Annotated in this window: 29 protein-coding genes and 1 tRNA gene; 10 read left to right on the top strand and 20 right to left on the bottom strand. The window is 32.0% G+C overall.

Translation table 11 applies throughout. The features are described 5' to 3' along the window. The first annotated feature begins 326 nt into the window (after positions 1-326). Positions 327-1,643, top strand: coding sequence for a hydroxymethylglutaryl-CoA reductase, degradative (locus CLU83_RS18875; protein WP_100433038.1), 1,317 nt, complete (start codon positions 327-329; stop codon positions 1,641-1,643). An 87-nt stretch (positions 1,644-1,730) separates the two neighbouring features. After that, entirely contained in the window at positions 1,731-2,642 is a 912-nt protein-coding gene (locus CLU83_RS18870; protein WP_100433037.1) for a GYDIA family GHMP kinase, read from the top strand. Between the two features lie 37 nt (positions 2,643-2,679). On the opposite strand, the gene CLU83_RS18865 is transcribed toward CLU83_RS18870, so the two are convergent. The 8 genes from CLU83_RS18865 to CLU83_RS18835 form a co-directional block, all read right to left on the bottom strand. Next, positions 2,680-3,114 carry a hypothetical protein gene (locus tag CLU83_RS18865; protein WP_100433036.1) on the bottom strand — a complete coding sequence of 145 codons (435 nt, stop codon included), beginning with the start codon at positions 3,112-3,114 and terminating at the stop codon, positions 2,680-2,682. 338 nt (positions 3,115-3,452) lie between these two features. After that, a complete protein-coding gene (locus CLU83_RS22745) occupies positions 3,453-4,787 on the bottom strand; it encodes a peptidylprolyl isomerase (RefSeq protein ID WP_304529159.1) in 1,335 nt (444 codons plus the stop codon). Between the two features lie 68 nt (positions 4,788-4,855). Beyond that, positions 4,856-5,551 carry a SurA N-terminal domain-containing protein gene (locus CLU83_RS22740; protein ID WP_304529158.1) on the bottom strand — a complete coding sequence of 232 codons (696 nt, stop codon included), beginning with the start codon at positions 5,549-5,551 and terminating at the stop codon, positions 4,856-4,858. 110 nt (positions 5,552-5,661) lie between these two features. Then, positions 5,662-6,921: a hemolysin family protein gene (locus CLU83_RS18855; RefSeq protein ID WP_100433035.1), complete on the bottom strand. Its 1,260-nt coding sequence runs from the start codon at positions 6,919-6,921 to the stop codon at positions 5,662-5,664. A 5-nt stretch (positions 6,922-6,926) separates the two neighbouring features. After that, a complete protein-coding gene (locus CLU83_RS18850) occupies positions 6,927-7,118 on the bottom strand; it encodes a hypothetical protein (RefSeq protein WP_100433034.1) in 192 nt (63 codons plus the stop codon). A gap of 15 nt (positions 7,119-7,133) precedes the next feature. Then, the gene (gene lptC, locus CLU83_RS18845; protein WP_100433033.1) at positions 7,134-7,688 is read right to left on the bottom strand and encodes an LPS export ABC transporter periplasmic protein LptC; all 555 of its coding nucleotides are present in this window, start codon (positions 7,686-7,688) and stop codon (positions 7,134-7,136) included. A 49-nt stretch (positions 7,689-7,737) separates the two neighbouring features. Continuing rightward, positions 7,738-8,991: a hypothetical protein gene (locus CLU83_RS18840; protein WP_100433032.1), complete on the bottom strand. Its 1,254-nt coding sequence runs from the start codon at positions 8,989-8,991 to the stop codon at positions 7,738-7,740. Beyond that, complete coding sequence (locus CLU83_RS18835) at positions 8,984-9,718, bottom strand: type III pantothenate kinase (RefSeq protein ID WP_100433031.1); 735 nt, start codon at positions 9,716-9,718, stop codon at positions 8,984-8,986. Before CLU83_RS18835 ends, CLU83_RS18840 begins: the two co-directional genes overlap by 8 nt. 97 nt (positions 9,719-9,815) lie before the next feature. On the opposite strand from CLU83_RS18835, the gene CLU83_RS18830 reads away from it, so the two are divergent. Beyond that, a tRNA-Phe gene (locus CLU83_RS18830) sits at positions 9,816-9,888 on the top strand. Between the two features lie 572 nt (positions 9,889-10,460). After that, complete coding sequence (locus CLU83_RS18825) at positions 10,461-11,063, top strand: hypothetical protein (RefSeq protein WP_157802147.1); 603 nt, start codon at positions 10,461-10,463, stop codon at positions 11,061-11,063. Positions 11,064-11,129: 66 nt separating this feature from the next. Here CLU83_RS18825 and CLU83_RS18820 read toward each other — a convergent pair whose 3' ends face one another. From CLU83_RS18820 to CLU83_RS18780, 9 genes are all read right to left on the bottom strand, one after another. Further along, positions 11,130-12,890: a DUF885 family protein gene (locus CLU83_RS18820; RefSeq protein ID WP_100433029.1), complete on the bottom strand. Its 1,761-nt coding sequence runs from the start codon at positions 12,888-12,890 to the stop codon at positions 11,130-11,132. Between the two features lie 71 nt (positions 12,891-12,961). Further along, positions 12,962-13,324: a nuclear transport factor 2 family protein gene (locus CLU83_RS18815; protein ID WP_100433028.1), complete on the bottom strand. Its 363-nt coding sequence runs from the start codon at positions 13,322-13,324 to the stop codon at positions 12,962-12,964. 74 nt (positions 13,325-13,398) lie between these two features. Continuing rightward, positions 13,399-14,307, bottom strand: a complete 909-nt coding sequence (locus tag CLU83_RS18810; RefSeq protein WP_100433027.1) for a pseudouridine synthase — start codon at positions 14,305-14,307, stop codon at positions 13,399-13,401. Between the two features lie 294 nt (positions 14,308-14,601). Next, the gene (locus CLU83_RS18805; protein ID WP_100433026.1) at positions 14,602-15,558 is read right to left on the bottom strand and encodes a geranylgeranylglycerol-phosphate geranylgeranyltransferase; all 957 of its coding nucleotides are present in this window, start codon (positions 15,556-15,558) and stop codon (positions 14,602-14,604) included. A 50-nt stretch (positions 15,559-15,608) separates the two neighbouring features. Further along, positions 15,609-16,547, bottom strand: coding sequence for a mevalonate kinase (locus tag CLU83_RS18800; protein WP_100433025.1), 939 nt, complete (start codon positions 16,545-16,547; stop codon positions 15,609-15,611). Between the two features lie 7 nt (positions 16,548-16,554). Further along, positions 16,555-16,854, bottom strand: coding sequence for a type II toxin-antitoxin system RelE/ParE family toxin (locus tag CLU83_RS18795; protein ID WP_232727185.1), 300 nt, complete (start codon positions 16,852-16,854; stop codon positions 16,555-16,557). A 2-nt stretch (positions 16,855-16,856) separates the two neighbouring features. After that, entirely contained in the window at positions 16,857-17,078 is a 222-nt protein-coding gene (locus CLU83_RS18790) for a hypothetical protein (RefSeq protein ID WP_100433023.1), read from the bottom strand. A 35-nt stretch (positions 17,079-17,113) separates the two neighbouring features. Continuing rightward, complete coding sequence (locus tag CLU83_RS18785; RefSeq protein ID WP_100433022.1) at positions 17,114-17,308, bottom strand: hypothetical protein; 195 nt, start codon at positions 17,306-17,308, stop codon at positions 17,114-17,116. A 40-nt stretch (positions 17,309-17,348) separates the two neighbouring features. Continuing rightward, positions 17,349-18,431, bottom strand: coding sequence for a diphosphomevalonate/mevalonate 3,5-bisphosphate decarboxylase family protein (locus CLU83_RS18780; RefSeq protein WP_100433021.1), 1,083 nt, complete (start codon positions 18,429-18,431; stop codon positions 17,349-17,351). A 106-nt stretch (positions 18,432-18,537) separates the two neighbouring features. Between CLU83_RS18780 and CLU83_RS18775 the strand changes: the two genes are divergently transcribed. Beyond that, positions 18,538-19,014, top strand: a complete 477-nt coding sequence (locus tag CLU83_RS18775; protein WP_100433020.1) for a TspO/MBR family protein — start codon at positions 18,538-18,540, stop codon at positions 19,012-19,014. 10 nt (positions 19,015-19,024) lie between these two features. Here the strand turns inward: CLU83_RS18775 and CLU83_RS18770 are convergent, their stop codons facing one another. Next, positions 19,025-19,771 carry a hypothetical protein gene (locus tag CLU83_RS18770; RefSeq protein ID WP_100433019.1) on the bottom strand — a complete coding sequence of 249 codons (747 nt, stop codon included), beginning with the start codon at positions 19,769-19,771 and terminating at the stop codon, positions 19,025-19,027. 356 nt (positions 19,772-20,127) lie between these two features. Here CLU83_RS18770 and CLU83_RS18765 point away from each other — a divergent pair, with 356 nt between their 5' ends. After that, positions 20,128-20,886 (top strand): FkbM family methyltransferase, encoded by a 759-nt coding sequence (locus CLU83_RS18765; RefSeq protein WP_157802146.1) that lies wholly within the window; start codon positions 20,128-20,130, stop codon positions 20,884-20,886. Positions 20,887-21,115: 229 nt separating this feature from the next. Here CLU83_RS18765 and CLU83_RS18760 read toward each other — a convergent pair whose 3' ends face one another. Next, on the bottom strand, positions 21,116-21,355 hold the full coding sequence (locus tag CLU83_RS18760) for a transposase (RefSeq protein WP_232727183.1): 240 nt from the start codon (positions 21,353-21,355) through the stop codon (positions 21,116-21,118). Between the two features lie 229 nt (positions 21,356-21,584). Further along, positions 21,585-21,950: a helix-turn-helix transcriptional regulator gene (locus CLU83_RS18755; protein ID WP_100433017.1), complete on the bottom strand. Its 366-nt coding sequence runs from the start codon at positions 21,948-21,950 to the stop codon at positions 21,585-21,587. 236 nt (positions 21,951-22,186) lie between these two features. Between CLU83_RS18755 and CLU83_RS18750 the strand changes: the two genes are divergently transcribed. From CLU83_RS18750 to CLU83_RS18735, 4 genes are all read left to right on the top strand, one after another. Continuing rightward, positions 22,187-22,423 carry a hypothetical protein gene (locus CLU83_RS18750; RefSeq protein WP_157802145.1) on the top strand — a complete coding sequence of 79 codons (237 nt, stop codon included), beginning with the start codon at positions 22,187-22,189 and terminating at the stop codon, positions 22,421-22,423. A gap of 84 nt (positions 22,424-22,507) precedes the next feature. Beyond that, positions 22,508-23,599, top strand: a complete 1,092-nt coding sequence (locus CLU83_RS18745; protein ID WP_157802144.1) for a TlpA disulfide reductase family protein — start codon at positions 22,508-22,510, stop codon at positions 23,597-23,599. Between the two features lie 15 nt (positions 23,600-23,614). Next, the gene (locus CLU83_RS18740) at positions 23,615-25,183 is read left to right on the top strand and encodes a thioredoxin domain-containing protein (RefSeq protein WP_100433014.1); all 1,569 of its coding nucleotides are present in this window, start codon (positions 23,615-23,617) and stop codon (positions 25,181-25,183) included. Positions 25,184-25,195: 12 nt separating this feature from the next. Further along, a complete protein-coding gene (locus tag CLU83_RS18735) occupies positions 25,196-26,035 on the top strand; it encodes a DUF6625 family protein (RefSeq protein WP_100433013.1) in 840 nt (279 codons plus the stop codon). Positions 26,036-26,058 lie beyond the last annotated feature (23 nt).

Raw genomic sequence — 26,058 nt, 5'->3', positions numbered from 1 at the left:
ACTCAAATAAAACACTTTTATGCTGTTAAATGTTATAAAATAATATTTTTAACAATCCCTATGAATGTTTTTCAACGATTGAATTAATACCAAACATTCTTCCCATTAAATAGGCAATATTTAAAAATTAACCCAAAACAGCTGCAAAAGTGATATTTTCTTCCGACGTGAAAATAAACAGGAAGCCGCTGACATTCGTAAAACAATCTTACGTTTTTTATAAAAACCAAGCTTTCAGTTTTTCGCAATAAGCAGAACAAAATCAATTCTAAAATAAAATAAATGAATATGTATCTTTGCTGCGATAAAGCTATAATTTATACTCTATGAATAACGCAGTTGCCGGATTTTCTAAATTATCCAAAGAAGAAAAAATAAACTGGATTGCCAATAACTATTTTTCAACTCCAAACGAGGCAGTTACATTACTGAAAAACTATTGGAATGCCGATGAAAAAATTCAGAAACTGCATGATGAATTCATAGAAAACACCATATCCAATTTTTATATTCCGCTGGGAGTAGCGCCAAATTTCCTGATTAACGGGAAATATCACACCGTTCCAATGGCTATTGAGGAAAGCTCTGTAGTTGCAGCGGCTTCCAAAGCAGCCAAATTTTGGTCAACACGCGGTGGTTTTAAAGCAACCGTTATTAATACTGAAAAAATTGGACAAGTTCATTTTATCTATAAAGGAGATACATCAAAATTAGCACTGTTCTTTACCCAATTGAAATCAAAATTATTTGATTCAACCGAAAACATCACTAAGAACATGCAAAAACGCGGTGGCGGTATTTTGGACATCATACTGAAAGACAAGATCAATTTACTCCCAAATTACCATCAGCTTCATGCCACTTTTGAAACAAAAGACAGCATGGGAGCCAATTTCATAAACTCCTGCTTGGAAGTATTTGCCAAAACATTAAAGGAGGAAGCATTGGCTTTCGAGTTATTTTCAGAAGAAGAAAAAAACATAGAAGTAATAATGAGCATTCTTTCCAACTATGTTCCAGACTGCATTGTCCGCGCCGAAGTATCTTGTCCTATCGAAAATTTAGTTGAGAAGCATATCGAAAACCCACATGAATTTGCATCCAAATTTATCCAGGCGGTTCAAATTGCCGAAGTAGAACCTTTCCGCGCAGTGACCCACAATAAAGGAATCATGAACGGAATTGATGCTGTTGTTCTTGCCACAGGAAACGATTTTAGAGCGGTCGAAGCCGGAATTCATGCTTACGCTTCAAAAAACGGTCAATATTCCAGCTTGTCCCATGCCAAAATAGAAAACGGAATATTCAGTTTTTGGCTGGAAATACCATTAGCTTTAGGAACTGTTGGCGGTTTAACATCACTGCATCCTTTGGTAAAATTATCTTTAGAAATGCTGGAGAAACCATCAGCTGAAGAATTAATGCAAATCGTAGCAGTTGCTGGATTGGCTCAAAACTTTGCCGCATTGCGCTCGCTCACAACCACCGGTATTCAAGACGGCCACATGAAAATGCATTTAAATAATATCCTAAACCAGTTTGAAGCCAATGAAGAAGAACGTATTTTGACCAAAAAACATTTCAAACACCACGTTGTTTCACATAGTGCAGTAGTTGATTTTCTAGAAAATTTAAGGAAATAATCACAGTCAAAAATCAATTTCAATTTCAAAAAATCAAACTTAAGAAATCTCAATACTTAATACTGCGTTCTTAATACTTTTTCAAAAATGAAAACAACCTTCTACAGCAACGGCAAACTTTTAATAACTGGAGAATATCTAGTTCTTGATGGCGCAAAAGCATTGGCCCTGCCAACAAAGTTTGGTCAAAACCTGACAGTTGAAAAAAGTAACAAGCAAGAAATAAAATGGACAAGCTATGATGCTGATGGAAGTATTTGGTTTGATGAGACAATTCCTTTTGGTGCAATTCTCTCAACAACTCCTTTTGAAACAGAATCAATAAAAAACACCTTAATTATCATTTTGAGAACAGCCCTTCAGCTCAACCCGGGTGCGTTATTAATTTCTGAAGGCTATATCGTAACTACTCGATTGACTTTTCCAAGAAAATGGGGACTGGGAACCTCTTCTACTCTAATAAACAATATTGCCCAATGGTTTCAAATTGACGCTTTTACACTGCTTAAAAACAGCTTTGGAGGCAGTGGTTATGATATTGCCTGTGCTCAAAATAACACTCCAGTTGTATATTATCTTGAACAAGGAAAAGCAATTATTGAAACGGTACAATTCAATCCTTCTTTTTCAAAAAATCTATACTTTGTTTATCTCAATCAAAAGCAAAGCAGTAAAAGCGCGATAGCTTCTTATAAAGAGAAAAAAAACAATTTAGAAACCCAAAAAGAAATTATCAGCCAGATAACCCAAACGGTATTAAACGCAAAAAACGAAACTGCTTTTGCGCAGACTTTAGAAAACCACGAAAAAATATTAAGCACAATTCTTGAAACCAAAACAGTTAAAGAAACTTTATTTCCGGATTTTAACGGCACTATAAAAAGTCTTGGAGCTTGGGGAGGTGATTTTGTATTGGTAGTTTCCGAAGAAAATCCTAAATCTTACTTTTCGAACAAAGGCTACGAAACGATTATTGAGTATCGTGATTTGATTTTATAATGGAGAATTCATAAAATCATCGAGCAAAAATATGCCGCTAATTTGCTCTTTTACTTTTATTATATTTTGAAGCTTCAACAAGCCAGATCATATGATCGGTCTGCTCATTTGATTCAATGAGCGTATTGTGCAAACGCTCGGCCATTTTTTCGATACTGGATGTAATCGAATCGCATACTAATTCCATCCTGCGGTGTTTTTCTTCTTTTACAGCTTTTAAAACATCATCAACAAAGATTTTATCATATTTCTCTGCAACAGAGTCACGCGTATTAGTTAATCTGATAACTGCATCATTACTAAAAATAGTAACTCTAAAATGCTGCTCTTCATTGCTTAAATAATATTTACCTCCCAATTCGTCACAATTTATATCTGTAACGCTAAGTTTCAATAACTCAGTAATTATTCCAAAAATATGATTTTCAATTTTGGAATATACTTTCGGCTTTTTTCTAAAAAAACTAAACATACATATCATTATTAATTAAAATTTCAGGTAATCCATCTTAGAATTAAAAATTTATTGAGAAAATCCTTTCTTCAAAAATGAAAGGACAAATTAATGGCAATTTTTCTAATAACGCAAATTCTTTAGATTATATACCAAAATAAACTTTAAACAGCAAAATTTTATACTAATAAAAAAACACTGATCTGTCTTATAAAAAATAAAAGAGATTTTAAAATGCTCACAAAATATTACGCTATACAATTTAATTGTGCAGTAACAATAAGAATATAGTTAAAACAAAAAGCCCGATACTTGCAGATAAGTATCGGGCTTTTTGTTTTTTGGTTAATTACCGTTTAGTAATTAAAATCTTTTCTGTTATCTTTTATTTCAGCACCTTCTTTTAATGCTGGCAATACTCTGTTTGCATCTGATGCACCTTGCGATTTCAGTTTAGCAACATTATCTGTGTAGCTTTTTAGAGCTGGCGCTTTTACAGTGCTTGTATTTTTCACTACATAAACACCAGTAACTCCTTCGATTGGAGCAGATACTTTATTAGCCCCCAAAGCGAATGCATTTCCAACTACTTTAGCCTCTTGACCAACTCCTCCAGGTAAAACTGGATTTTCCAAAGTTACATCAACAGCTTTTTGAACAGTAGAACCCGTTGCTTTTGCAATCGCTTCTAATGAACTTCCTGTCATTTTAGCTTTTAGCAATTCCGCTTTTTTCTTATTTTTAAGAATAGACTCAACATAAGGTCTTGCTTGTGCAACTGGAACTAATCCTGATTTATCAATAGCCTTAAGTTTAGCAATTACATGACCTAAATTAGCCACTTCAAATCTTTTAACGGCTCCTTCTTTAGTATCATTTTCAAAAGCCCATCTTACAATAGTTCTTTGAGCTCCCAGAGGCCCAAAACTTTCATCCATCGCTTTTACTGAAACAGCTGGCGATACAGTAAGAGCCATTTCTTTAGCTGTTTTATTAAAATCTTTTTCAGCAACTTCCATTTCAAATTTAGTCGCCTGCTCGAATACTTTATCAGAAGTAGCTTCTGAAGCTTCAATTTTTTGAGCAACAGTTGCCAAACGAACACCGTCTTGTTTGTCTGTAACTTTAATGATATGGTAACCAAATGGCGTTTCAACCAATCCAATTTTACCAATACCGTTATTGAAAACAAAATCATTAAAAGGCTTTACCATTTGTCCTTGTCCAAAATATCCTAAATCACCTCCTTGCTGAGCTGATGAATCATCAGAGGCAGTAAATGCTAACATCATGAAACTATCAGGATTTGCTGTAACTTGAGCTAAAATAGCTTCTGCTTTAGCTTTAGCTTCTTCTTTTGTTCTTTTTTCCTTTTTATTAGGAACTTGAGTTCCTTCATAACTGATAAGGATGTGGCTTGCTTTAGCATTTACACCTGCTTTTTTTCCTAATGATTTAGAAAGACAGTAGTATTTACCAAAAACGTATGGTCCATAAACTTCTCCTGGTGCTAAATTGTATAATTTATCTGCATCAACAGCTGGTAAATCTTTTTTGGCAACATAAGATGAATCATAAGGAACATCCGAATTTGAATTTACAAATTCAGCTGCATTTTTAGCATTTTTAAATCCAGCCAAAGTATCATTTTTACCAGTAGCCTGATTGTAAACCACACTTCCTGTCAACAAAGAAGCAAGCTTAGCTTTAACGTCATTAATATCGGCTGGTGAAGCTTTATCTTCAATTAAAACATACTCTATATCACGAGTTTCTTCTGACTTGAATTTTTTGGACTTGCTTTCATGTAATCCAATACATCAGCATCAGTTACTTTTACTTCACTGTCTTTAATAGTAGAAAATAAACCAGCAACATAATCAAAACTTACTTTGTTAGCTCCCAATTCATAATTGAATTTTCCTTCGCTTTCAGTTGTATAAATACCTCCTTTAATTAAAGTATTATAAATTTGAAATTTAGCATTCAATTCAGCGTCTTTCTCTCTGTCTTTTAAATATTGAGCCTGCTCTGGATTTGATTTAAAAAACTCTTTAAATTTTACAACATCAAACATACCAGCAGCATTCAAAAACATTGGGTTTTTACCAATATTCTGATCAGCTTTAAGAATTTCCAAGATATGTTTCTCTCCTACTCTTAATCCTAATTTATCAAATTCTGCAGAAAGCAAAGCGATTGTTACTTCTTGGTCCCAAACTCTTCTTGATGCTTCTGTAGCTGTAATTCCCTGTCCGCTTTTTTCGACATTGCTTACTTTAAGCCTAAAGTCTTCAAATGCAATATCCTTTCCATTGATGCTTCCAACATCCTTCGAGCTTTTACCAAAATTCCCTTTTGTAAAAAGATCTTGTATGATAAATGAGAATAATGCTAGAGCAATAACTCCAATCATTATAGCGGAATGTTGTCTGATTTTTGATAAAACTGCCATTGTATATTATTGTTTATTTTAAAATTTTGTTTGCGAAAATACAATTATCTAATTAATAATTATAGAACTACTGTTTTTTTTTTGCTTTTTTTTAAATTAAAAAAGCAATCCTAGTCCTTGACAGTCATTTTAACCAATTCAATCTTCTTATTTGTTGCTTCCTCAATGACAAAATGATAATTATCAATAGTAATTTCATCTCCTTTTTGAGGAATTTCTTTAGTAAAATCAACGATAAATCCTCCAAGCGTTCCATAGGAATCACTTTCAGGAATTGCAAGCTTATACGTTTGATTCAAATATTCGACATCAAAACGGGCGGAAAATAAAAATGAATTATCATCTAGCTCTTTTTCAATTAATTCTTCATCCAAATCGTGTTCATCTTCTATTTCTCCAAAAAGCTCTTCAACAATATCTTCAATTGTAAGAATTCCCGATGTACCGCCATATTCATCCAATACAACTGCCACACTTTTTCTTTTTTTAGTCAATAAATTCATAGCATCTTTTATATAAATAGCCTCTGGAATAAATTCCACGGGGATAACTATTTCTTTAATACTGGAAGGTTTTTTAAACAAATCAAAAGAATGCACATATCCAATGATATCATCTAATGAATTTTGATAAATTACCATTTTTGAATAACCTGTTTCTATAAACAATGTCTTCAGATCCTCTATCGATTCAATTACGTCAATAGCAGCGATCTCGGTACGCGGCGTCATTACATCTCTTGCTTTTACACCTGAGAAATCTAAAGCATTTCTAAAAATCTGTATTTCCGAATCTACTTCTTCATCATCCTCAACCGTACTCATTTGCTCGGTAATATAGTTTCCTAATTCTATTTTACTAAAATAAAGCTGCACTTGATCTCCTTCGGTTTTAAAGAATTTTTTCAAAATAAAATCTGAAATCCAAATCAGAAAAGTAGATACAAAATAGAATAATTGATAAAAGAAGTAAGAAGGTATGGCAAAAAACTTAATCAGTGAATTAGCATAAATTTGAAAGAAAACCTTCGGGAGAAATTCAGCTGTTATTAAAACTATTAAAGTTGAAATTACCGTTTGAATTAAAAGACTTATGGCATCCGAAAAATGCAGATTAAAAAGCAGTAACCACCTCATCAATAACTCACCCATGAAAAACCCATAAACCACTAATGCTATATTGTTACCAATAAGCATTGCCGCAATAAATTTTGATGGCTTTTCTGTAAGTTTAGTAAGTGTTCTGGAAAGAAAACTGTTTTGTTTTTTCTCTAACTCCAGATAAATTTTATTCGAAGAGATAAAAGCTATCTCCATTCCTGAAAAAAAAGCACATAGTATTAAGCACAATATTATGATACCTATTTCCATTTCATTTAAGATTGTTTATTTCTGTCTTCAAACTTTTTAGCAAACTTTCTTCTAAAGAAAAACATAAAAACAGCAAGCCCTCCAAGAATAAAACTCAACAAAGGATTCTCGTTAGCATTCCATTTCGTGTATCCTTCGTATAAAAAATAGAGTCCAAAAGCTAAATATAAATAGGATGTGTATTTTAAAAAATTCATGTGTTTATTTTTTTATTATTCTTTGGATTCAATTTCTCCTTGTATTCTCTGCGAATTAATAGTTTTAAAGTCTTTACTAAAATCAATTCCCTGACCAGTAGAACTGTTTGCAGCATCGGTCAATTTAAATTTTTTCTCTGTATAAAACCATTGATTTTTTTGATCAAAAAACAATTGTTCTGTTTCCAGTATCTGTCCTGCTTCAGAAGTGATTTTCACTTTGCCCTGCAAATCTATAATATTGGTCAGTTTATAGGAAACCGCATAATTAGACCTGATAAATGTTTTTTTTCCTTTATCGTCATAAATGGTAACATCTACGCCTTTAGGGAATTCTGTAAAGGCAAAATCGACATTAGAATAATCAAACATTTTTGGACTTACAAGTATCGATTTTATTCTCCCGGAATCAGTGTATTTTAAATTCACTTGATCTGCATCGCCACTTGGGACAAATTCAGAATAATCATTATTATGCACTTCTTTAAAATTACTTTCGCATCCCAAAACCATGCTGGCAATAATAATTAACAGCGAAAGAAACGGAATATATTTTTTAAAGAAAGCCATAAACATAATAAGTAATCAATTAAGAGACTGAATTTATTTTACTTCTTGACTAGTCGATTCCATGTTTCCTGAACCATTTGTCATTAAGAGAAAAACTCACTGCAAGAGTAAAATAATTTTCCTGTATCAATCCATGAGATGTTGTGCCTCTTTGTCCATATTCCAAACCTACATTTACATTGGAAAGACTTCCTATGATAGGAAGACCCATTCCAAAAGAAACTGCTTTCTCATCAATTTCTTCAGAATTAATTATAGTTCCTGTTTTGGTATATCTTAAACCTCCCCTATAGACAACTTTTTGAAAATACTTTGAAAAAACATTGCTTTTAGGAAGATAAAAACCGCCTAAACTATAACTTGAATATCTTCCGTAAGAAACATTATCTACTGTATTAAAATCATCTGTTAATTTTCCAACATTTTGAAAAACCAATTGCGTACCTAACAGCCATTTTTTAGTTTCACCAACTCCAAAACCAAAAGACATTTTTTCAGGAATTTTTAAATCTGTTTTAATTTCTTTTTTATCTGAAGTATCGTAAATAGCAACATCATAATTTGAATTATAAGTTACCGTTGAAATAGTTTTAGTATTTGTTGACGATAAAGTAGCTTGAGGAGCGTATGTAAAACTGCTATAGAAATTTGTCTTTTTATAGATTTTATGCTTATACATGGCGCCAAAATTGGCAGCAAATCCATTTAAATCCGCTTTATTTTTTTCTTCAGTCCCAATCAGCACTCCCGTCAAAAATTCTAAATTTGAATTATTAATTCTTCCAAAATTATACTGTACATCACCACCTACAACTAAATTAGGAATAATTGTGTATCCCAATGAAAAAAAGGCTTTATTTAAACCGCCAGTGCCTTTCAAAACATTATTTACAGCGTCGGGTACATCTAGATTAGTTGATTGAATATTATACCCCACTGAAGTATAAGGCAATAATCCGAATCCAACCCCAATTTTCCCTAAAGGCAAAGCTACAGCTAAATAATCAATGGTTGTTCTTTTAGCATCATCACTTTTGGAATCCGTTTTCAATTTGGTTGACGTATAATTTCCTCCAATTGTGAAAGCAGTGGCTCTTATAGAAGCAAAACTTGCAGGATTCAAAATATTTATATGAAGACTGTCCTGCTCTATATTAAGTCCGCCCATGGAACGGTTTTCAAGATTTCCTTTAAATCTGGATTCTCCTAATCCGAAAAAAGAGTAAGGAGATGCAGATCCACTTTGAGCATTAGCCATTAGCGAAAAAAAGAAACATACAATAACAATAAATTTTTTAATCATTTTCTATTTTATATTGAAAAATTTGATTCAAACTCTCTAATAGGAAATTTGAATTGGCAAATATGGTATTTTTTAATCGTTTAGCCAAAAAAACTGCATCTCCACCCGTTAAAATTATTATAAAGTTTGGATGTAATACCTTATATTCATCTATAAAACCATCGATTTCATAGACCAATCCGTTTACAACACCAGAATGAATCGATTCTGAAGTAGATTTACCAATAAAATATTCTGGCTTTTCCAGTCCTAATAAGGGAAGTTTTGCAGTAAAGTTGTGCAATGCAGTATATCGCAACTGTAATCCTGGAGAGATTGCTCCGCCAAGATAATTATCCGATTCGTCGATAAAATCATAAGTCACACAAGTCCCTGCATCAATAACCAGCCGGTTTTGATTCGGAAACTGAAGTGTTGCACCCGCAGCAAGCACCATTCTGTCTACTCCTAAAGTTTTAGGGGTTTTATAACGATTAACGAACGGAAACGGATCATTATGTGAAACAAAATGAATATCCACAAGACTTTCAAATTCTGAAAAAGACTGTTTTTCTATATCCGAAACTGAAGAAACAACTAAATGAGTAACTTTTCTATATTTTTTTAAAATATTCTGAATGTTTTTTCGAAGCTCAATTTTCGAAAAAACAAAGCTTTCTAAAACCGCATCACCCTCAAATACAGCAGATTTAATTCTGGTATTTCCAACATCAATTGCTAAAATCATAATTTATATTTAACAATGCGAAGATACGAATTGATTTTTTTTAAAATTTCTTTTGGATAAATTAAAAATGGTTCTATATTTGCACCCGCATTAGCACGGTACCTTAGCTCAGATGGTAGAGCAATGGACTGAAAATCCATGTGTCCCTGGTTCGATCCCTGGAGGTACCACAATACCCACTAAGAAATTAGTGGGTTTTTTGTTTTTATTCCTTTTTTTTTGATCTCCAACAAAAGGGATCAAGGATCAGTAGCATAAGTTGGGGATTATGCAAAAAGATTGGATAATCCTGTAATGGACGGCTGGGAATTTGCCGAAGCTTTTGACAAACTGGATTACAGTCAAAAAGGAAAAACTATAATTGTAATGCTTATCAGCTTCCCCTAACCCTGATGACAAAGAAAAAGCTTTTTTCGCTTTTCGGCTGTTCAAGGATTTCAAAAAAAATCCTGATCATGGAAGCCCTCTTTTTATGAGGAATGAATATTTCCCCCGTTATCTGGATTAAGGCTATTTTTTAGGCTTGCAAAAACAGCAATTTCCCCTAAACTATTGACCTAAGCTGAAATAGTGAATGCGAAAAAAATTATTATGTGAAAAATACTATTTTATAAAAAAAATTAATTTTATTGCTCATTGTTATATTTTTTATATATTTATCAGATAATCGACAAAATTGACCGCTTTGTCTATTATTTAAAACCAATACAAATAATGTATTTACCTGATAAACGATAAAAGTATGACCCCCATTTTACTTAATCAACTACGAAGCATAATAACTTCGCCATTAATTTCAATGTTTTGTAAAAAATATGAAGAAAATGAAATTTTATTAAAAAAATCAATTGATACGAGTATCTGTACCGTACTTATTGGTCTTGATAATATAATAGAAAATCCTTCATTATATGAAGATCTTATTGAATGCGTAACCTTTACTGACTTCTACAAAACCATACAATATGACAACGGGAAACTGTCTTCAATAAATTATTCATTTGAACGCGAAGGTTTCATTCCTCTAAATTTAATTTTTTCTACTAAAAAAGGACGTATATCGGAAATGATTTCAAATGAAATTGGCATCAAAAGTGCAACTGCGGGGGCTGTTTTAAATTTTGCTGTCATGCTGATCTTGTCTCACTTTAAAAATGAACAACAAAAAACAAAAAACATTCAAAGCAATTTAAATTCTGAAAAAAAAGCAATATTAAATACTGTGCCAGAAGGCATTAGGGTCATTCTTGGCTATCCTAATTTTGAATGTGAAGACACAGACACTTACTATAGTGCTGACACTTTTGTCAAAACAAACTTTTTAAGTAAAATTTTTAAATTATAATTTTAAAAAACTTCATAAAAAAAACGGCATCAATTCTAGAATTGATGCCGTTTTTTTAACTGTTATTTATTCATTAATCCAAGAATCAATTTTCTTTTCCAATAAAGCTAACGGCATTACACCAGATTCTAATACTTTTTCATGGAACTTTTTAATATCAAATTTAGCTCCCATCTTATCTTGTGCTCTTTTACGAAGTTCCAAAATTTTAAGCTGCCCAATTTTGTATGACAAAGCTTGTCCCGGAATAGCCATATAACGCTCAATTTCAACAGTAATTCCTGCTTCACTTTCAGCTTCATTCTGCATAGAATATTTAATAGCCTGCTCTCTTGTCCAGCCTTTGCTATGCAATCCTGTATCAACCACTAACCGAACTGCTCTATGCATTTCATTCCCCAACATCCCAAAATATTGATAAGGATCTTGATATAGACCTAATTCCTTCCCTAAACTCTCTGTATATAATGCCCAACCCTCACCGTAAGCACCAAACCAATTGAACTTTCTAAAATCTGGTAAAGCAGTATTCTCTTGTTGCAATGAAATTTGAAAATGATGCCCCGGAATGGCTTCATGCAAAAACAAATCTTCATCCCCATATACATTATATTCTTTTACATCAGGAATGGGAACATAAAAAACGCCTGGACGAGAACCATCTGCTGTTCCTTGCATATACTCAGCACTGGACGTTTTTTCACGAAAGGCTTCTGTTCTTCTAATCTCAAATTTTGTCTTTGGCTGCAATGAAAATAACTTGTCAACATTTGGCTTTATGACACTATAAATTCTTTCAAAATTAGCAATTACTTCCTCTGGCTTTTTGAATGGTTTTAATTCGGGTTTGTTTCTTACGTATTCAAAAAACTCAAGAAGAGTTCCTTTAAATCCAACTTGGCTTTTTACTTTTTCCATTTCAGCATTTAAGCGGGCAACCTCTTTTAATCCTAATTCATGTATTTCTTCTGGAGTCATATCAGTTGTAGTCCATTGTTTTACATAAATTGCATATAAATCTTTCCCAAAAGGCAAACTGCCTATTCCACTAGTAGCTCTTGACGCTGGCAAGTATTCATTTTTAAGAAAATCAGCCATTTTTTTATACCTAGGTATCAATTTTTCATTGATTTCAGCAGTATATTTAGCAGTCAAATCTTTTTTCATTTCATCCGAAAATGTTGCCGGCATCAACTTTATAGAAGAATAGAACAAATTGTCTTCTATATTTGGAGTTGGCATTTCAGCAAATTGCGGAATTACTTTTTCTGTTAATGCTTTAGGCAAAACAATTCCTTTTTCAATTCCTTTCTTCATATATACTAAAGCAGAATCGATCCAAAAACTATATTTATCCATTCTCTTTAAAAAATCAGTATAATCCTTTTCTGTTTTAAAAGGCTGTCCGCTTGTACCTCCGGCAAATTGTCCCATGGTTAAATGCGTACCCCAAAACTGATGAATTGGTATTAGGTTTGTAGGTTGTTCCAATAGTTTTTTTCCAACTTCAACTTCCCATTTTATAATTTCATAACTGTTTTTCTCTTCATCTGAAAGTTGATTTTCATCAAATGCTCCTAGTCCAGTCTCATATTTATTGAAAAATTCAAGTTGCTTTTTTCTAAAGCTGTCCGTCATTTCAAACTGCAGCTGATCATTGTATTCATTTTGACCGTTTTGCGTTGCTCCTAGCGGATCTAATGCATTTTTATCATCAAAATAATTCTTGGTAAACAATGAAAAATCTTGTTTTTTCTCATTAGACTTACAATTCACTAATACTAGCGCAACAACCAGCACGGTTATAAAAAATGTAATTTTTCTCATATTTGTTATATTTAAGGAAATATAAAACTAATTGTTATTATGAATATAACTGTTAATTTTTTCTTAAAAAACTATCCGTGATACACTCTGGAAGCTATAATTTTATCCTCATTCACAACAAGAACCTCAGCGACAAGCATATCTTCATCACCATCAGCTATCCGAATATATTCCATAAAAACTCGATCAACATTGGCAGTTAGGGAAGTTACTTTATAATGCAGGCTAGGCAATCTGTCAAACGCATCTTGCCACCAGCTTCTTAAAGCCTCTTTTCCAGTTAGTAAACCTTGTGTTTCAGGCTTGAGTATTTTTAATTTTGGACTAAAATGCTCTGCTTCATCATCATAAAGAGATAATAATTGCTCTAAATTATGATTATTAAAAGCTTCAAACCATTTAAAAGCTATAGATTGTAATTTTTCTGGTGTCATTCGGTACTGTTTTAAATTAAAAAATCCCTTGCATAGAAATGAAAGGGATTTGAAATTATATTTTTTAAAAAAAATTATACATTTTTCAAATTGATAACTTCTTGTTCGGTAAGCATTCTCCAATTTCCTCTCGGCAGATTTTTCTTGGTTAAACCAGCAAAAGCTACACGATCAACTCTAAGAACGTTATATTCAAAATGCTCAAATATAGCGCGAACTACTTTTATGTTGGAAGATTTCAATTGAATTCCAATTTCGCTTTTGGATTCTCCTTCAATATAACTTATTTCGTCTACGGCAACTCGGTGGCCATCTAATACAAGCCCTTTATTTATTTTTTCTAAATCTTCGAATTTTAAATTTTTATCTAAAGAAACTTGGTAAATTTTAGTTGATTTTTGGCTCGGCAATGTGAATTTACGAATCATATCAGTGTCATTAGTAAAGACTAATAATCCTGTTGTATTCTTGTCCATTCTTCCAATTGCTCCAATCTTTGCAGTTGTGGAACCTTTTACTAATTCTAAAACATTGCGATATTCTTGGCCTTCATCAAGTGCAGTTGTAAAATTTTTGGGCTTATTCAATAAGATGTACACTTTTTTCTCTGGAGTTAAAACTGCACCATCAAAATTTACTACATCTCCTGGTTTTACCATATACCCCATTTCGGTAACTGGAATTCCATTTACTTTTACATTTCCTGATTGAATATATATATCGGCATCACGTCTTGAGCAGGTTCCTGAGTTTGAGATGTATTTATTCAAACGAATTTCATCTTTTACTTTAGGTCTCTTTGGCGCTTGATTAGGTTTTTTCTCTACTTTATTAACCTCTGCTTCGGCAACTTTAGTGTTTGTTTTTACTTTTTTTGGCCCTTGTGCCCTTTTTTGCATCGCAGGTTTTGGCTTATTTGAACTTGGTCTAGAACTAGTTGGTCTAGCACCACTTCTTTTATTATTGCCTTCCTTATTGTTCATAATATTCTATAATTTGGTGCAAAGATACTATTTATATCATTGAGAAACGATTTTTGACAATTAGAAAAAGATAACTCCTTAATTTAATGACTTTTAAAACTTTTCAATTCGTTATTAATCTGATTTTGGTTGTGATTATAATGATAGCAAAAATGCTAAATGTTTATCTTTTAGCCCTGATCGAAGTGGAAATCCTTGTTGCCCGGGGTTCGGGTGGCAAGATTGAAACGCAGAGCAGGAACAATGCTTCTTAAAAATACCTAATGTTTCTGCTTCAAAAAATTAATAATCGACTTAAATCGTCATTAATACTTTTTTTCCGTGCCATAACACGCTTGGATTGATAAGCACGATGCAAAAAACTCCCGATACAATGAGAAACTTCAGTACATTGTGAAGCATTACATACTGTTCTTTGGTTTGCCATTTCCATAAATATAACAAGAAAAAAATCAGAACTATAAAGCCGAAATAAAAGTAAATATCCATGTATCCGACATCGTAGACATTGATTAAAAAATAAACAGGCAGAACGGTTAATATAGTTAATACTGTAATTATTTTTTTGGCCGTTTCTTCTCCATAAATAATTGGAATAGTTTTGTAATCATTGGCAAAATCTCCTTTTAAATTCTCTAAATCCTTTATCATTTCCCTGATTAAGATTAACAAGAATAAGAAAGCTCCATGTGAAAGTATTACGGCAAGTTTACCGCTATTGCTTTCGATTTCATACAAAGGCATTTTTAAATAATAGTAAAGCAGGATTCCGAAAAAAGGAAGAACTGCCAGAAATGCTGCCATTAAATTTCCAATTAACGGATATCTTTTAATTTTATGAGAATAAAACCAAATCAAAAAGATATAAGCCGAATAAAATAAAACAGCTCTAAAAGAAACGAAAAAAGCAATGAGAGCCACAAAAAGGTTAAGACTGAAATAGACCTGCAGTTTCGTTTTTTGACTTACTAAACGATCCAGTTGTGATTTATTCGGTCGGTTAATTAAATCCTTTTTACTGTCATAAAAACTATTGATGATATATCCCGAAGCAATGGTCAGACTTGAACACAGCACAATAATAAAAAGACGGAAATCTAATAATATTGACAAAGCTCTCTGCTCTGGCGCCAGTATGAAAATAGCTGATAAATATTGGGCTAAAGCTATAATGGGTATGTTATAGCCTCTTACGACAGAGAATAAACTGATAATTTTCCATATAAATAGTTTATGCTTTCTGCTTAACATGAAATTGGTTTAGAATTTAAAGATGTTTATTAATTTTCTTAGGCTAAATATTAAAACTGATAAACGACTTCCAATTTAAAATCTTTCAATGAGGCTTTTGCTTTTTCTAAATCTTCAGTAAATCCTAAAATATAACCGCCACCGCCAGAACCGCACAATTTCAAATAATAATCATTTGAATCGATTCCTTCCTGCCAGATTCCATGAAACTGTTCTGGAATCATTGGTTTAAAATTATTAAGAACAACTTTAGACAATTGTTTCGTATTTTCGAATAATGACTTTACATCACCTCCCAGAAAATTCTCCACACAAGCATCTGTATATTTTACAAATTGATTTTTCAGCATTGTTCGGAAACCTTGATCTTTTAGGTTTTCCATGAAAATATTAACCATTGGAGCCGTTTCTCCAACAATCCCTGAATCCAATAAAAACACTGCTCTCTTTCCGTCAAGACTTTGAGTAGGAATTCCTGTGGCTTCAATATTATCTTTTGAATTAATCAAAATTGGGATGCTCAAATAACTGTTCAACGGATCCAATCCCGAACTTTTTCCGTGAAAAAAGCTCTCCATTTGGGAAAAAATTGTTTTTAGAGTCAATAGTTTTTCACGCGTTAAATTCTCTAAAACCGTGATTTTATTTTCTGCATATTTATCATAAATAGCAGCTACCAAAGCACCGCTGCTGCCTACTCCATATCCCTGCGGAATACTGGAATCAAAATACATTCCTGTTTGAACGTCATTATTTAAAGCCTCTAAGTCAAACGTCACCAAATCCGGCTGTTCTTTTTGCAATTGTTCCAAATAGACAACAAATCGCTTCAAATGTCCATTTGACTGTATCGCCTCAGTAGAAGGATTTGCATTTTTCTTCAAAGCTCCGTTGTAAAAGTTATAAGGAATTGACAGCCCTTTTGAGTCACGAATAATTCCGTATTCTCCAAAGAGTAATATTTTTGAGTAAAATAAAGGTCCTTTCATATGGATATTATTGTATTTTCATGATTTTTGATGGGTTTTGTCTTGTGTCAAAAAGAGCAACGACATTTACCCGTTTGCTTGTGAAGCTATAAAACAAGGTCGTTTGTTTTGTAACAACACATTTGTGCAGTTTATTATTTCTCGCCGATTTAGGAAAAATATCAGGATTGGCTCTGATTATTTTTAAAGAGTCATAGAGTTTCTTTGCAAATTTAACTCTAACTTTTACAGACCATTTTGCTTCAAGATATTCTAAAAGTAATTTTGTTTTCTTTTGAGCGTCAATTGAAATTTTAATTTCCCGCATAATTACTCGATATACTTCTGAATAAATTCTTCAAAATCTACAAACTCACCCCTTTCAATTTGTCTTTCTCCTTCTTCAATTTCGTCCTTTTGTTCTTGAGTTAACTCATCCCAAAAATCTTTCTTCTCCGATTTGAAAATATTCTTGATAGCTTTAATTATTGATATATCATTGGTTTTCTCCAACTTTTTCATCAATTCAGATTTTTCAAATTGTATGTCCATGATTACTTAAATTATATAATTTGGAAATCATTTTTTCAAAAATCGATTTCATCACCACGATTTTCATTTTGTATTCCTATGTTTATTTCTTCCTGCTGTTCGGGCGTTAATTCTTTCCAAACTTCTTTTTCTCTGTCTTCAAAAACAGCCTTAATTTTCTTCAGAATATCAATATCCTTAGTCTTTGCTATCTTCTTGATTAATTCCAATTTTTCGGCATTCAAGTCCATGATTGTGTCAATTAAAGCCTAAATATACAAAAATAAAGAATCAACTCAACAAAGCGCCATTCCCAATTTCGTCGCAAAGGTACTGACCATTTTGACAATAGCCAACTAATTCTGCTTTAATAAATTGGAGCACATTTTCTTTTACCTCATTCGGATACAAAACATGCACATTGGCTCCAGCATCCAAAGTAAAACAAACAGGGGTTTTAATTTCATTTCTAAATTTCCAAATTGCATTTATGATCTGCAATGTATTGGGTTTCATCAAAATGAAATACGGCAAAGAAGTCATCATCATTGCATGCAAAGTCAAGGCCTCACTTTCTACAATTTTGATAAATTCTTCTAGGTCTCCATTTTTAAAAACAGGAATCAGCTTATCAAGATTTTCATGAGCCTGAGCAAAACGTCTTTCGGCAAATGGATGGTCGTGCATCAAATCGTGTCCTATTGTACTCGAAACTTGCTTTTCGCCTTTGTCAACCAATAAAATTGTGTCATGAAAATTTTTAAAAACAGGATGAATTTCGTACGGATATTCAACTCCATATAAATCTGTGCTTCCTTTTATATTCGCTTGATTTCCCCAAACAACTACTTGTCCTTTTACGCTTCGGCAGGCGCTTCCTGATCCTAATCGAGCCAAAAACGAAGCTTTACTGAGAAAATACTTTTCGGTCATTGCTGGATTTAAATCTTTTTCCAAACTCATGAAATTCATAGCCAAAGCCGCCAATCCCGATGCCGATGAAGCAATACCTGAACTATGCGGAAAAGTATTTTGGGTGTCAATCGTAAAATGATAGTCTTTCAGAAAAGGCAAGTATATTTCGATACGCTCCAAGAATTTTTGGATTTTTGGCTTGAAGTCTTCTTTCTGTTTTCCTTCAAATAATAAATCGAAAGAAAAATTGCCGTCGTTTTGTTTTTTGGCGAAAGCCAAAGTGGTAATCGTTTTGCAATTATTCAACGTAAAACTAACGGACGGGTTTGCTGGAATCTGATTGTCTTTTTTTCCCCAGTATTTTACCAAAGCAATATTACTCGGTGCACTCCAAGAAAAACTTCCCTGGTCTATTGAATGATTATATTTTGATGGGATAAAATCGTCAGCTTTAAACATAAATACTAATTTTTGGCAAAGATACTTTTTTTGGTTAAATCGTTTATTCCTTTATGTGCATTCCTTAGAAAGTTTTTAAGTAATTTTGGCTTCTAAAATAAAAGGAATGAATAAGCTCACCCGCATATTATCAATAGTTGTCACTTGCCTCGTTGTAGGCTATTTTTCTGGGATGGTTACCCGTTCTGCTATAACAACTTGGTATCCCACATTGATTAAACCAAGTTTTAATCCGCCCAATTGGGTTTTTGCTCCTGTTTGGAGTATGTTATATATCATGATGGGAATTGCTGCAGGATTGGTTTGGGACAGAATTGATTTTGAAAAAGAAACCGTTAAAAAAGCTTTGCAGTTCTTCGCCATTCAATTGGCCTTAAATGCCTTGTGGTCGTATTTGTTTTTTGCACTAAAAAACCCAATGTTAGCCGGATTGGAAATAATTATCCTCTGGCTGATGATTTATGAAACTCATATTCAATTTGCCAAAATCAATAAAATTTCAGGTTATTTATTTATTCCATATTTGCTTTGGGTAAGTTTTGCAACGATTTTAAACGGAAGTATTTGGTGGTTGAATAGATAGTTGACATTGATCACTTTTTCATCTTTTGAAATTCAATATTCTTGGCAGATAAAAAATCCATCATGCTGAGTACATTGTGATTTTTAATTAGTGCTTTCGCTTTTGGATCGACATCACAAAATTGAAGGAAAAGATCTATCTCTTCTGATTTTAATTTTAAAGTTTCCAAATAAAATTTTTGATCGCAGGTATTTTTTGCCAATACTGCAAATTCAGTTTCTGGCGGAGTTTCTTTTTCCGACTCTTTCTTTTTTGATAATAATTCTACAACCTTTTTGCCAATTCCCCAAAAATTCAAGCCATTAACAAATGTGTTTCCTCTAACCATAACAACCTTATTCTCAGTATAGGGATTTTTTTCTGCGGTAATTTCATCACGTTTACTTTGTTCGCGCCATGTGTTCAAGTTTAACTTAATCTTATTTCTTTTCGCAACTAAAACTTCTTCTAATTCTTCGGCTTTTTGAGACATTATAACTTGTAGATTATTCTGTATTACCTGCACAGGAGTTACTTTCAATCCTTTTAAACTGAAATCTTTGTTATAAAAAAAGAGACTGTCATTTACCTTAACAGCAATTACAAATTCACCATTTTCATTGGTTATAGTGTATTGTTTGGAGGTTTTATTGATAACATCTACGTTAGACAATAAAAAATTATCTGAAGACACTACCCCTTTAAGAAGTTTCTCGGTTTGCGAAAAGCTGAATTGACATATAAATAAGAATAATGCCAAAAGTAATTTTACTTTCATATGTAAGATTATATTGAAGGTAAAATTATTCAAATCCTCATAAGAAAAGCTTAGAATTGATGTAATTTTTTGTTAATAAATAGTATTAGCAACAATAAACCCGCTTGTCCAGGCATTTTGGAAATTAAATCCGCCGTAATCAAAATCCTAAACAACCCCAAATGAATTTAAAAATAAAACACTAAATTCGAATTAATTTTATAAAAGCGTTATTAAACTCAACATGTATTGATATCTAAATATATTAACAGCAAATGAATCTTAAACACATCAAACTATATTCGTTATTCGAGATTTTTGAATTTACAAAATTTTCTTTCGGGCGTACACTAATTAGCAACACAAATGAAGTATTGTTGAATACATTTCGTTTAGTGGAATTCCTTTCTTTCAAAGGAATTAAAATTGAAAAAAAAGGTAACTCCATATTTTTTAATTATCTAATCAATGATAAATCTTTTAGCATTAACTTAAAAAAAAATTCATCTGATATAGAAGTATTTAAACAAATTTTGATAGAGGAAGAATATGAAATAATTATTGATTTTTTTCAAAACAATAATTCTTCACCTGTCACTATAATAGATGCAGGCGCAAACATTGGTCTTACAAGTATGTACTTTATGGCATATTTTCCAGAACTATGTATTATCGCTCTGGAACCCTCTCAGAAAAATTTCCAAAGGTTGAGCCATAATATTAAAGAAAATAATTTATCGAATGTTACCTGCGTCCCTAAAGGTATTTGGGGATATAATTCTAATTTATCAGCTGTTAAAGATAGTGAAGATTGGGCTTTTAGATTAACGGAAAGATCCGATAGCAGAAGTGAATTATGTGAAGTTCTTTCTGTCTCTGAAATTATAAAAAAATTTGACTTAAAGTTAATCGATTTTTTTAAAATAGATATTGAGGGAGCTGAAGCATCTGTTTTTAGTGAGAAGGCTAATTTAAGTTGGTTGAATATTGTCAAAGTAATAGCTATTGAAATACATGCTGATTTTGCCAGTAAGGATTGTATAGAGAATGTTCTTTTAGAATTTGGATTTTTAATACATTATTCAGGCGAATTAACAATTGGATTTAATAGCAAGTTTGTTGATAATGATTTATAAAATTATATAAATAATATACTGTACTATTAGGTATGGGGAGTCAAAAATTAGTGTGTTACTAATTTATTTACAACACAATTAACTTATTTTAATTTTTTAAACAAGAAAAATATTATTTTATTATATTTTTAAAAAATTCTTACTGATTTACTTTGTCCAAGTACACGTGGAAAAACCCTAGATGGTCCGAGCAGAAACTCTACAAAGAGATCAGGTGCAAAGTTGGGAATTACGCAAAAAGATTAGACAATCTGAATAAGAAGAAATCTATATTTCTTACTCCCGTGAATTGACTTCTAAAAGCTTTAATTTTAGCGTTAAAAGATTCTGCCGAAGCATTGGCGCTTCTGTTGTCAAAGTAATTTAGGATAGCCTTTGTGTGTACGAGCAAGATGCTCGCACTAGCCTTTGAACTTATTTCTGCTCGCGCCAGCAGGGGGAAAAACTGAATTGACACACGAACAAGCATAATGTAATGAGTAATTTTACTTTCATTTATAAGAATTTATTGAAAGTAAATATATCCTAATAGTCGCTAAGTAAAACCTATAATTGATGTAATTTTTTGTTAATTAATTAGATGGTATTCGCCACAATAAACCCGCTTGTCCAAGCATTTTGCTTTTCATACTTTTGAAATTTATTACAATTTTTCTTTGGACAAAACCACGTGTTTCTGTTTTTTAAGTTTTTAAGAATTATTTTTGCTCTAAATCCTTGATATATTGCTCCTTAATTTTTATTTCTTCTTCTAATTTGTAAATATATTTTTTCATTGTTTCAAAGACATATTCATTATTACTTCCAAAATGATTATGACTGCCCAAATAATCGCGATTTGCACTTTCATTATTGATTATATAAATACCGTCTTCGGGTTCATAAATATTTTCTAAAGTAGTATCCAGAACTTTTGCCATTTTATCCCATTCTTTTTTGGATATTTTAGTAACTCCGTTTTCTCTACGATTGTATTGGGATTGGGATATTCCAAGTAAATCTGCAATTTTTTCTTGGGAAAGGTTTCTTTCAACACGCTTATTCGTTAGTTTTTGCTTTATCATAATGGACAATTTTTATCAAAAATAACAATTATGCCGAAATTTGCATTAATTATGCCCAAAAAAGAATTGATATATTTAAATTTAAATTTAATATTTGATGAAAAATTCTTACATTCATTTTTTATAAAACCAAGTGCACGTGGTGGATTGAATTGCTGATTGTTTTGAAAATTTTATGTAGTAAAAAAAATATTTATTAATCATCTAAAAAAGAAAAGATGAAAAAATTAGAAAAAATGAGTCTTGCTACCATAGCAGGCAAACTTACTAGAAATGAAATGAAAAACATTATGGCGGGTAGTGGTATTAGCAATTGCAGTATGGGGCCTTGTTCAGTATTCTCAGGCGGAAGTACCAATACTGGATTTTGCAGGGGAAATCAAACTGGAAATGTTGTAACTTGTTATTGTGATGCAATAGGTGGATTGGATCCCATTACAAGCAATGGTGGACTTAGTAGATGTTGGAATTAATAATTCTAGCTATTAATCTTCTAATTTAGGGCAGTTCATCAAAATGCTGCCCTAACCTTTTTATAACTTTTAATGCTTAAAAAAATGAAATTCCTAAATTTAACGACTTACTTATTAGTAATTGTAGTTCTGTTCAACTCTTGCTCAAAAAAAGAAGATTCCGGTCATATTGAAGCAGACATTAGTAAACTGACCACAGATTTTGATAAAGTGGTTGTAGAAAAAGGGAGGTATGATTACGATACAGGAAAGCAAATATACACAAATGACACAATAAATACTAATAATGGTCAGTTTGACTACCGCTACAAAGTTAACGAACCACAGCATACCGCTTTTTATTTACTTAAAAAAGGCAAAAGGGTGGGAAAGTTATCGTTTAAAGATGAGTATTCTAAAACCGGAACTTTTTGGGGAAATCCCTTATTTGGAAATGAGCATATAAAGTTTTTTGTTGATTCAGTATATAAGACTATTGAATATGATGGAGTTAAAAATTTTAAGATAGAATTTGATGGCTCAGAAGAAGCAGATATATTTATAAAATTAAATCATTACAAAATGCTAACTGCCGAAAACATAAAAAAATATTCTTCTAGTTATGCACTTTTAAATGATTTGTTTGACAAAAGAGATTCATATACTGTTGAAGAAATTAAAAAACTCTCTTCTTTGTTTTCTGAAGATCTTAAAAATTCTAAAACGTATAGTCTTATTCAAACTTATGTTAAGAATAAATTAGCCATAGAAGTAAATGGCTTCAAATCCAACTTCAATTGGGTTAATATAAATGGAAAAAATTACAATTTTGAGCAAGCATTAAACGGCAAAGAAAAGATGCTTTTAGTATTTTGGGCAAGTTGGTGTGGTCCTTGCAGGCAGGAAATACCAGAGCTAAAAAAATTCTATGGACAATATAACGATAAGGTAAGTATTGTGAATTTGAGTATTGATAATGATTACGAATGGTGGAAAAAAGCCGTTGATAAAGAAAAAATGCCTTGGCTCAATCTTTCAGGATTACCAAAAAATAAGAATGGTGTTGGAACGCAGTATAATATATCTAGTGTACCCACTATGATTTTGATAGATAAACATGGTAAAATACTAAAACAAATAGTTAACAATGACCTACCTGCTATTGAAAATCTTCTAAAAGAAAAACCGTTACTCTAAAATACTTCAAATTTTATGACCGAAAATTTTAACTATCTTTTCCAATATTTGGAAAAGGAAAACATAACCATTGACAAACAAGAGTTTGAGTTTCAAATACAGTCGCATCCAGCATATCCATCTTTATTGTCAATTGCTGATACTTTGAGTTTTTTTAACATTGATAATTTGGCAACCCGTTTAGAAAAAGAGCAAATAGATGTTTTGCCAACTCTATTCATAGCCTATCTTAACGAAGAATTAAACCCACCAAGCTTGTTTTTAGTCGAAAAGAGTGGAGAAAATTATTTGATTCTTAAAGATAAAAACACCTTAAGCCGTCAAGAACTAGAACAAAGATGGCTAGAAATTGTGCTTTTGGTTGAAAAACCAGAAATAGAAGCCATTAAAATTGAAAAGAAAAACTTTAATAGGTTATTTTTTTCAATTTTAATTCTTGCTTTTGGCAGTGTTTTATATTCATTAAATGCCGCAGTTAAAGACATCCTATTTTTGTTATTTCCTATAACTGGGATTTTATTTTCTGTAGCCGCCCTCAAAGATTTGTTTGATGCTAAAAGTGAATTGCTCAATAATTTTTGCAATATGACGGCATCTACCAGTTGTGCCACGGTTGTTGGTTCGAATAAATGGAAAATTTTTGAAATCGTCAATTTCAGTGATTTGAGCATGGTTTTTTTTGGTTTTCAATTCATGGGTTTGTTTTTTTCCTTTTTGACGAATAATACTGATAGCTTTTTTACTCTTCAAAAAATACTGCTTGTTTTTGCTGTGCCTGTAATTTTTGCTTCATTATATTACCAAAAATATGTAGAGAAAAAATGGTGTCCCCTCTGCTTGGTCATCATCAGCATCATTCTTTTAGAGTTGGGGTATTTGTTCGTTTTACAAAATGTTGCTTTTGCTTTTGCTGTGCCGTCTATTTTGCTTAACGGCTTGGTTTTTATATCGGTACTCATCGCTTGGCTTGGCTTAAAAAAATTGCTTACAAATCAGAAAAAACTCAAAGAATTTCAGTTTAAAGGCAGTAGGTTTATGCGTAATTATGAGGTTTTCAAGAATACTTTATTAGCTTCGAACAAAACTAATTACGAACCATTATCGTCGGGCAATTTAATAGTTGGCAACGAAAATGCTTCACTGAAAATTACCTTGGTTACCAATCCTTTTTGTGGATATTGTAAAGAAGCCCATACTATTATCGAAGAAATTCTGAAAAAACACAAAGACAGCGTTTGTGTTGATTTTCGTTTTAATTTTAATGTGGAAGATGGTAATGACCAATTTGAGAAAGTACATCAAAAATTAATTCGCATTTATTTTGACTACGGGCAAGAGACGTTCCTGGAAGCACTCCACCAATGGTTTGAAAACAAAGACGAAAGCCAATTGATAGTTTCTGAAAAATCAACAATTACAGATTTTAAAATTAATGAACTATTGCAAGAACAATACTTGATGAACCGAGCCAACGAAATTTCGTTTACTCCAGCCCTTATCATCAATCAGTACCCATATCCCAAAATGTACGACAGAGAAGAGTTGGTCTATTTTATCAACGATTTGCTGGAAGACGAATTTTAAAAATCACTAAATATGCAATTGACATCAATAGCGGTCTTGACGTGTTGGTATGGTAATTACCCTTGGTATTTTCCGTATTACGTGCATTCTTGCTCTTTCAATCCAACGATAGATTTTTATATCATCACGGATAATTTGGACGAAATCCCAAACAAACCTGATAATCTAATAATTATTCATAAAACTCTTGAAGAGATTAAAAAAATGGCTTCCAAAAAATTAGAATTTCAGGTAAGTCTTGATTATCCATTTAAGCTTAATGACTTTAAACCTGCCTACGGTTTTTTGTTCCCCGAAATATTTCAAGGATATGATTACTGGGGGCAAAGTGATTTAGACCTTATTTATGGAGATATCAGAGGTTTTCTAACAGAGGAAATGCTTAACAGTCATGATTATCTTAGTATGCGTCATGATTATACAACGGGTTGTTTTTCGTTGTACAAGAACAATGAAAAAATGAATACTTTCTTTATGAAAAGTAAAGATTATAAATCCGTTTTTTCAAACTACGAATCCTGTTGTTTCGATGAATGTAGTGAGCTTGGCTATAAACCTTTGGGAGAAGGGAAATCAATATTTGAATTTAAAACTGATATTGTAAGCTTTACCCATATAATAAAAGCTGCTGTAATAACAAATGAAATCAAGGCACATTTTGATTTTATTCTTTTTGAAGGCAATCCTGGAAAGATTGTTTTTGATAATGGAAAAGTGATATACAATAAAAAAATGGAAGGCATTATGTATCATCTAATAAACTTTAAGAAAAGGCGTGCCTCTTTCAATATTCCAAAAAACATTCCATATAAGTATCACATAAGTCCAACAAAAATTTATCATTCAAGATAAATATCATAAAAGTAAAAGAAAAG

This window comes from Flavobacterium sp. 1, from assembly GCF_002797935.1.
GTDB lineage: Bacteria > Bacteroidota > Bacteroidia > Flavobacteriales > Flavobacteriaceae > Flavobacterium.
This window is presented reverse-complemented; position numbering and strand designations above follow the sequence as displayed.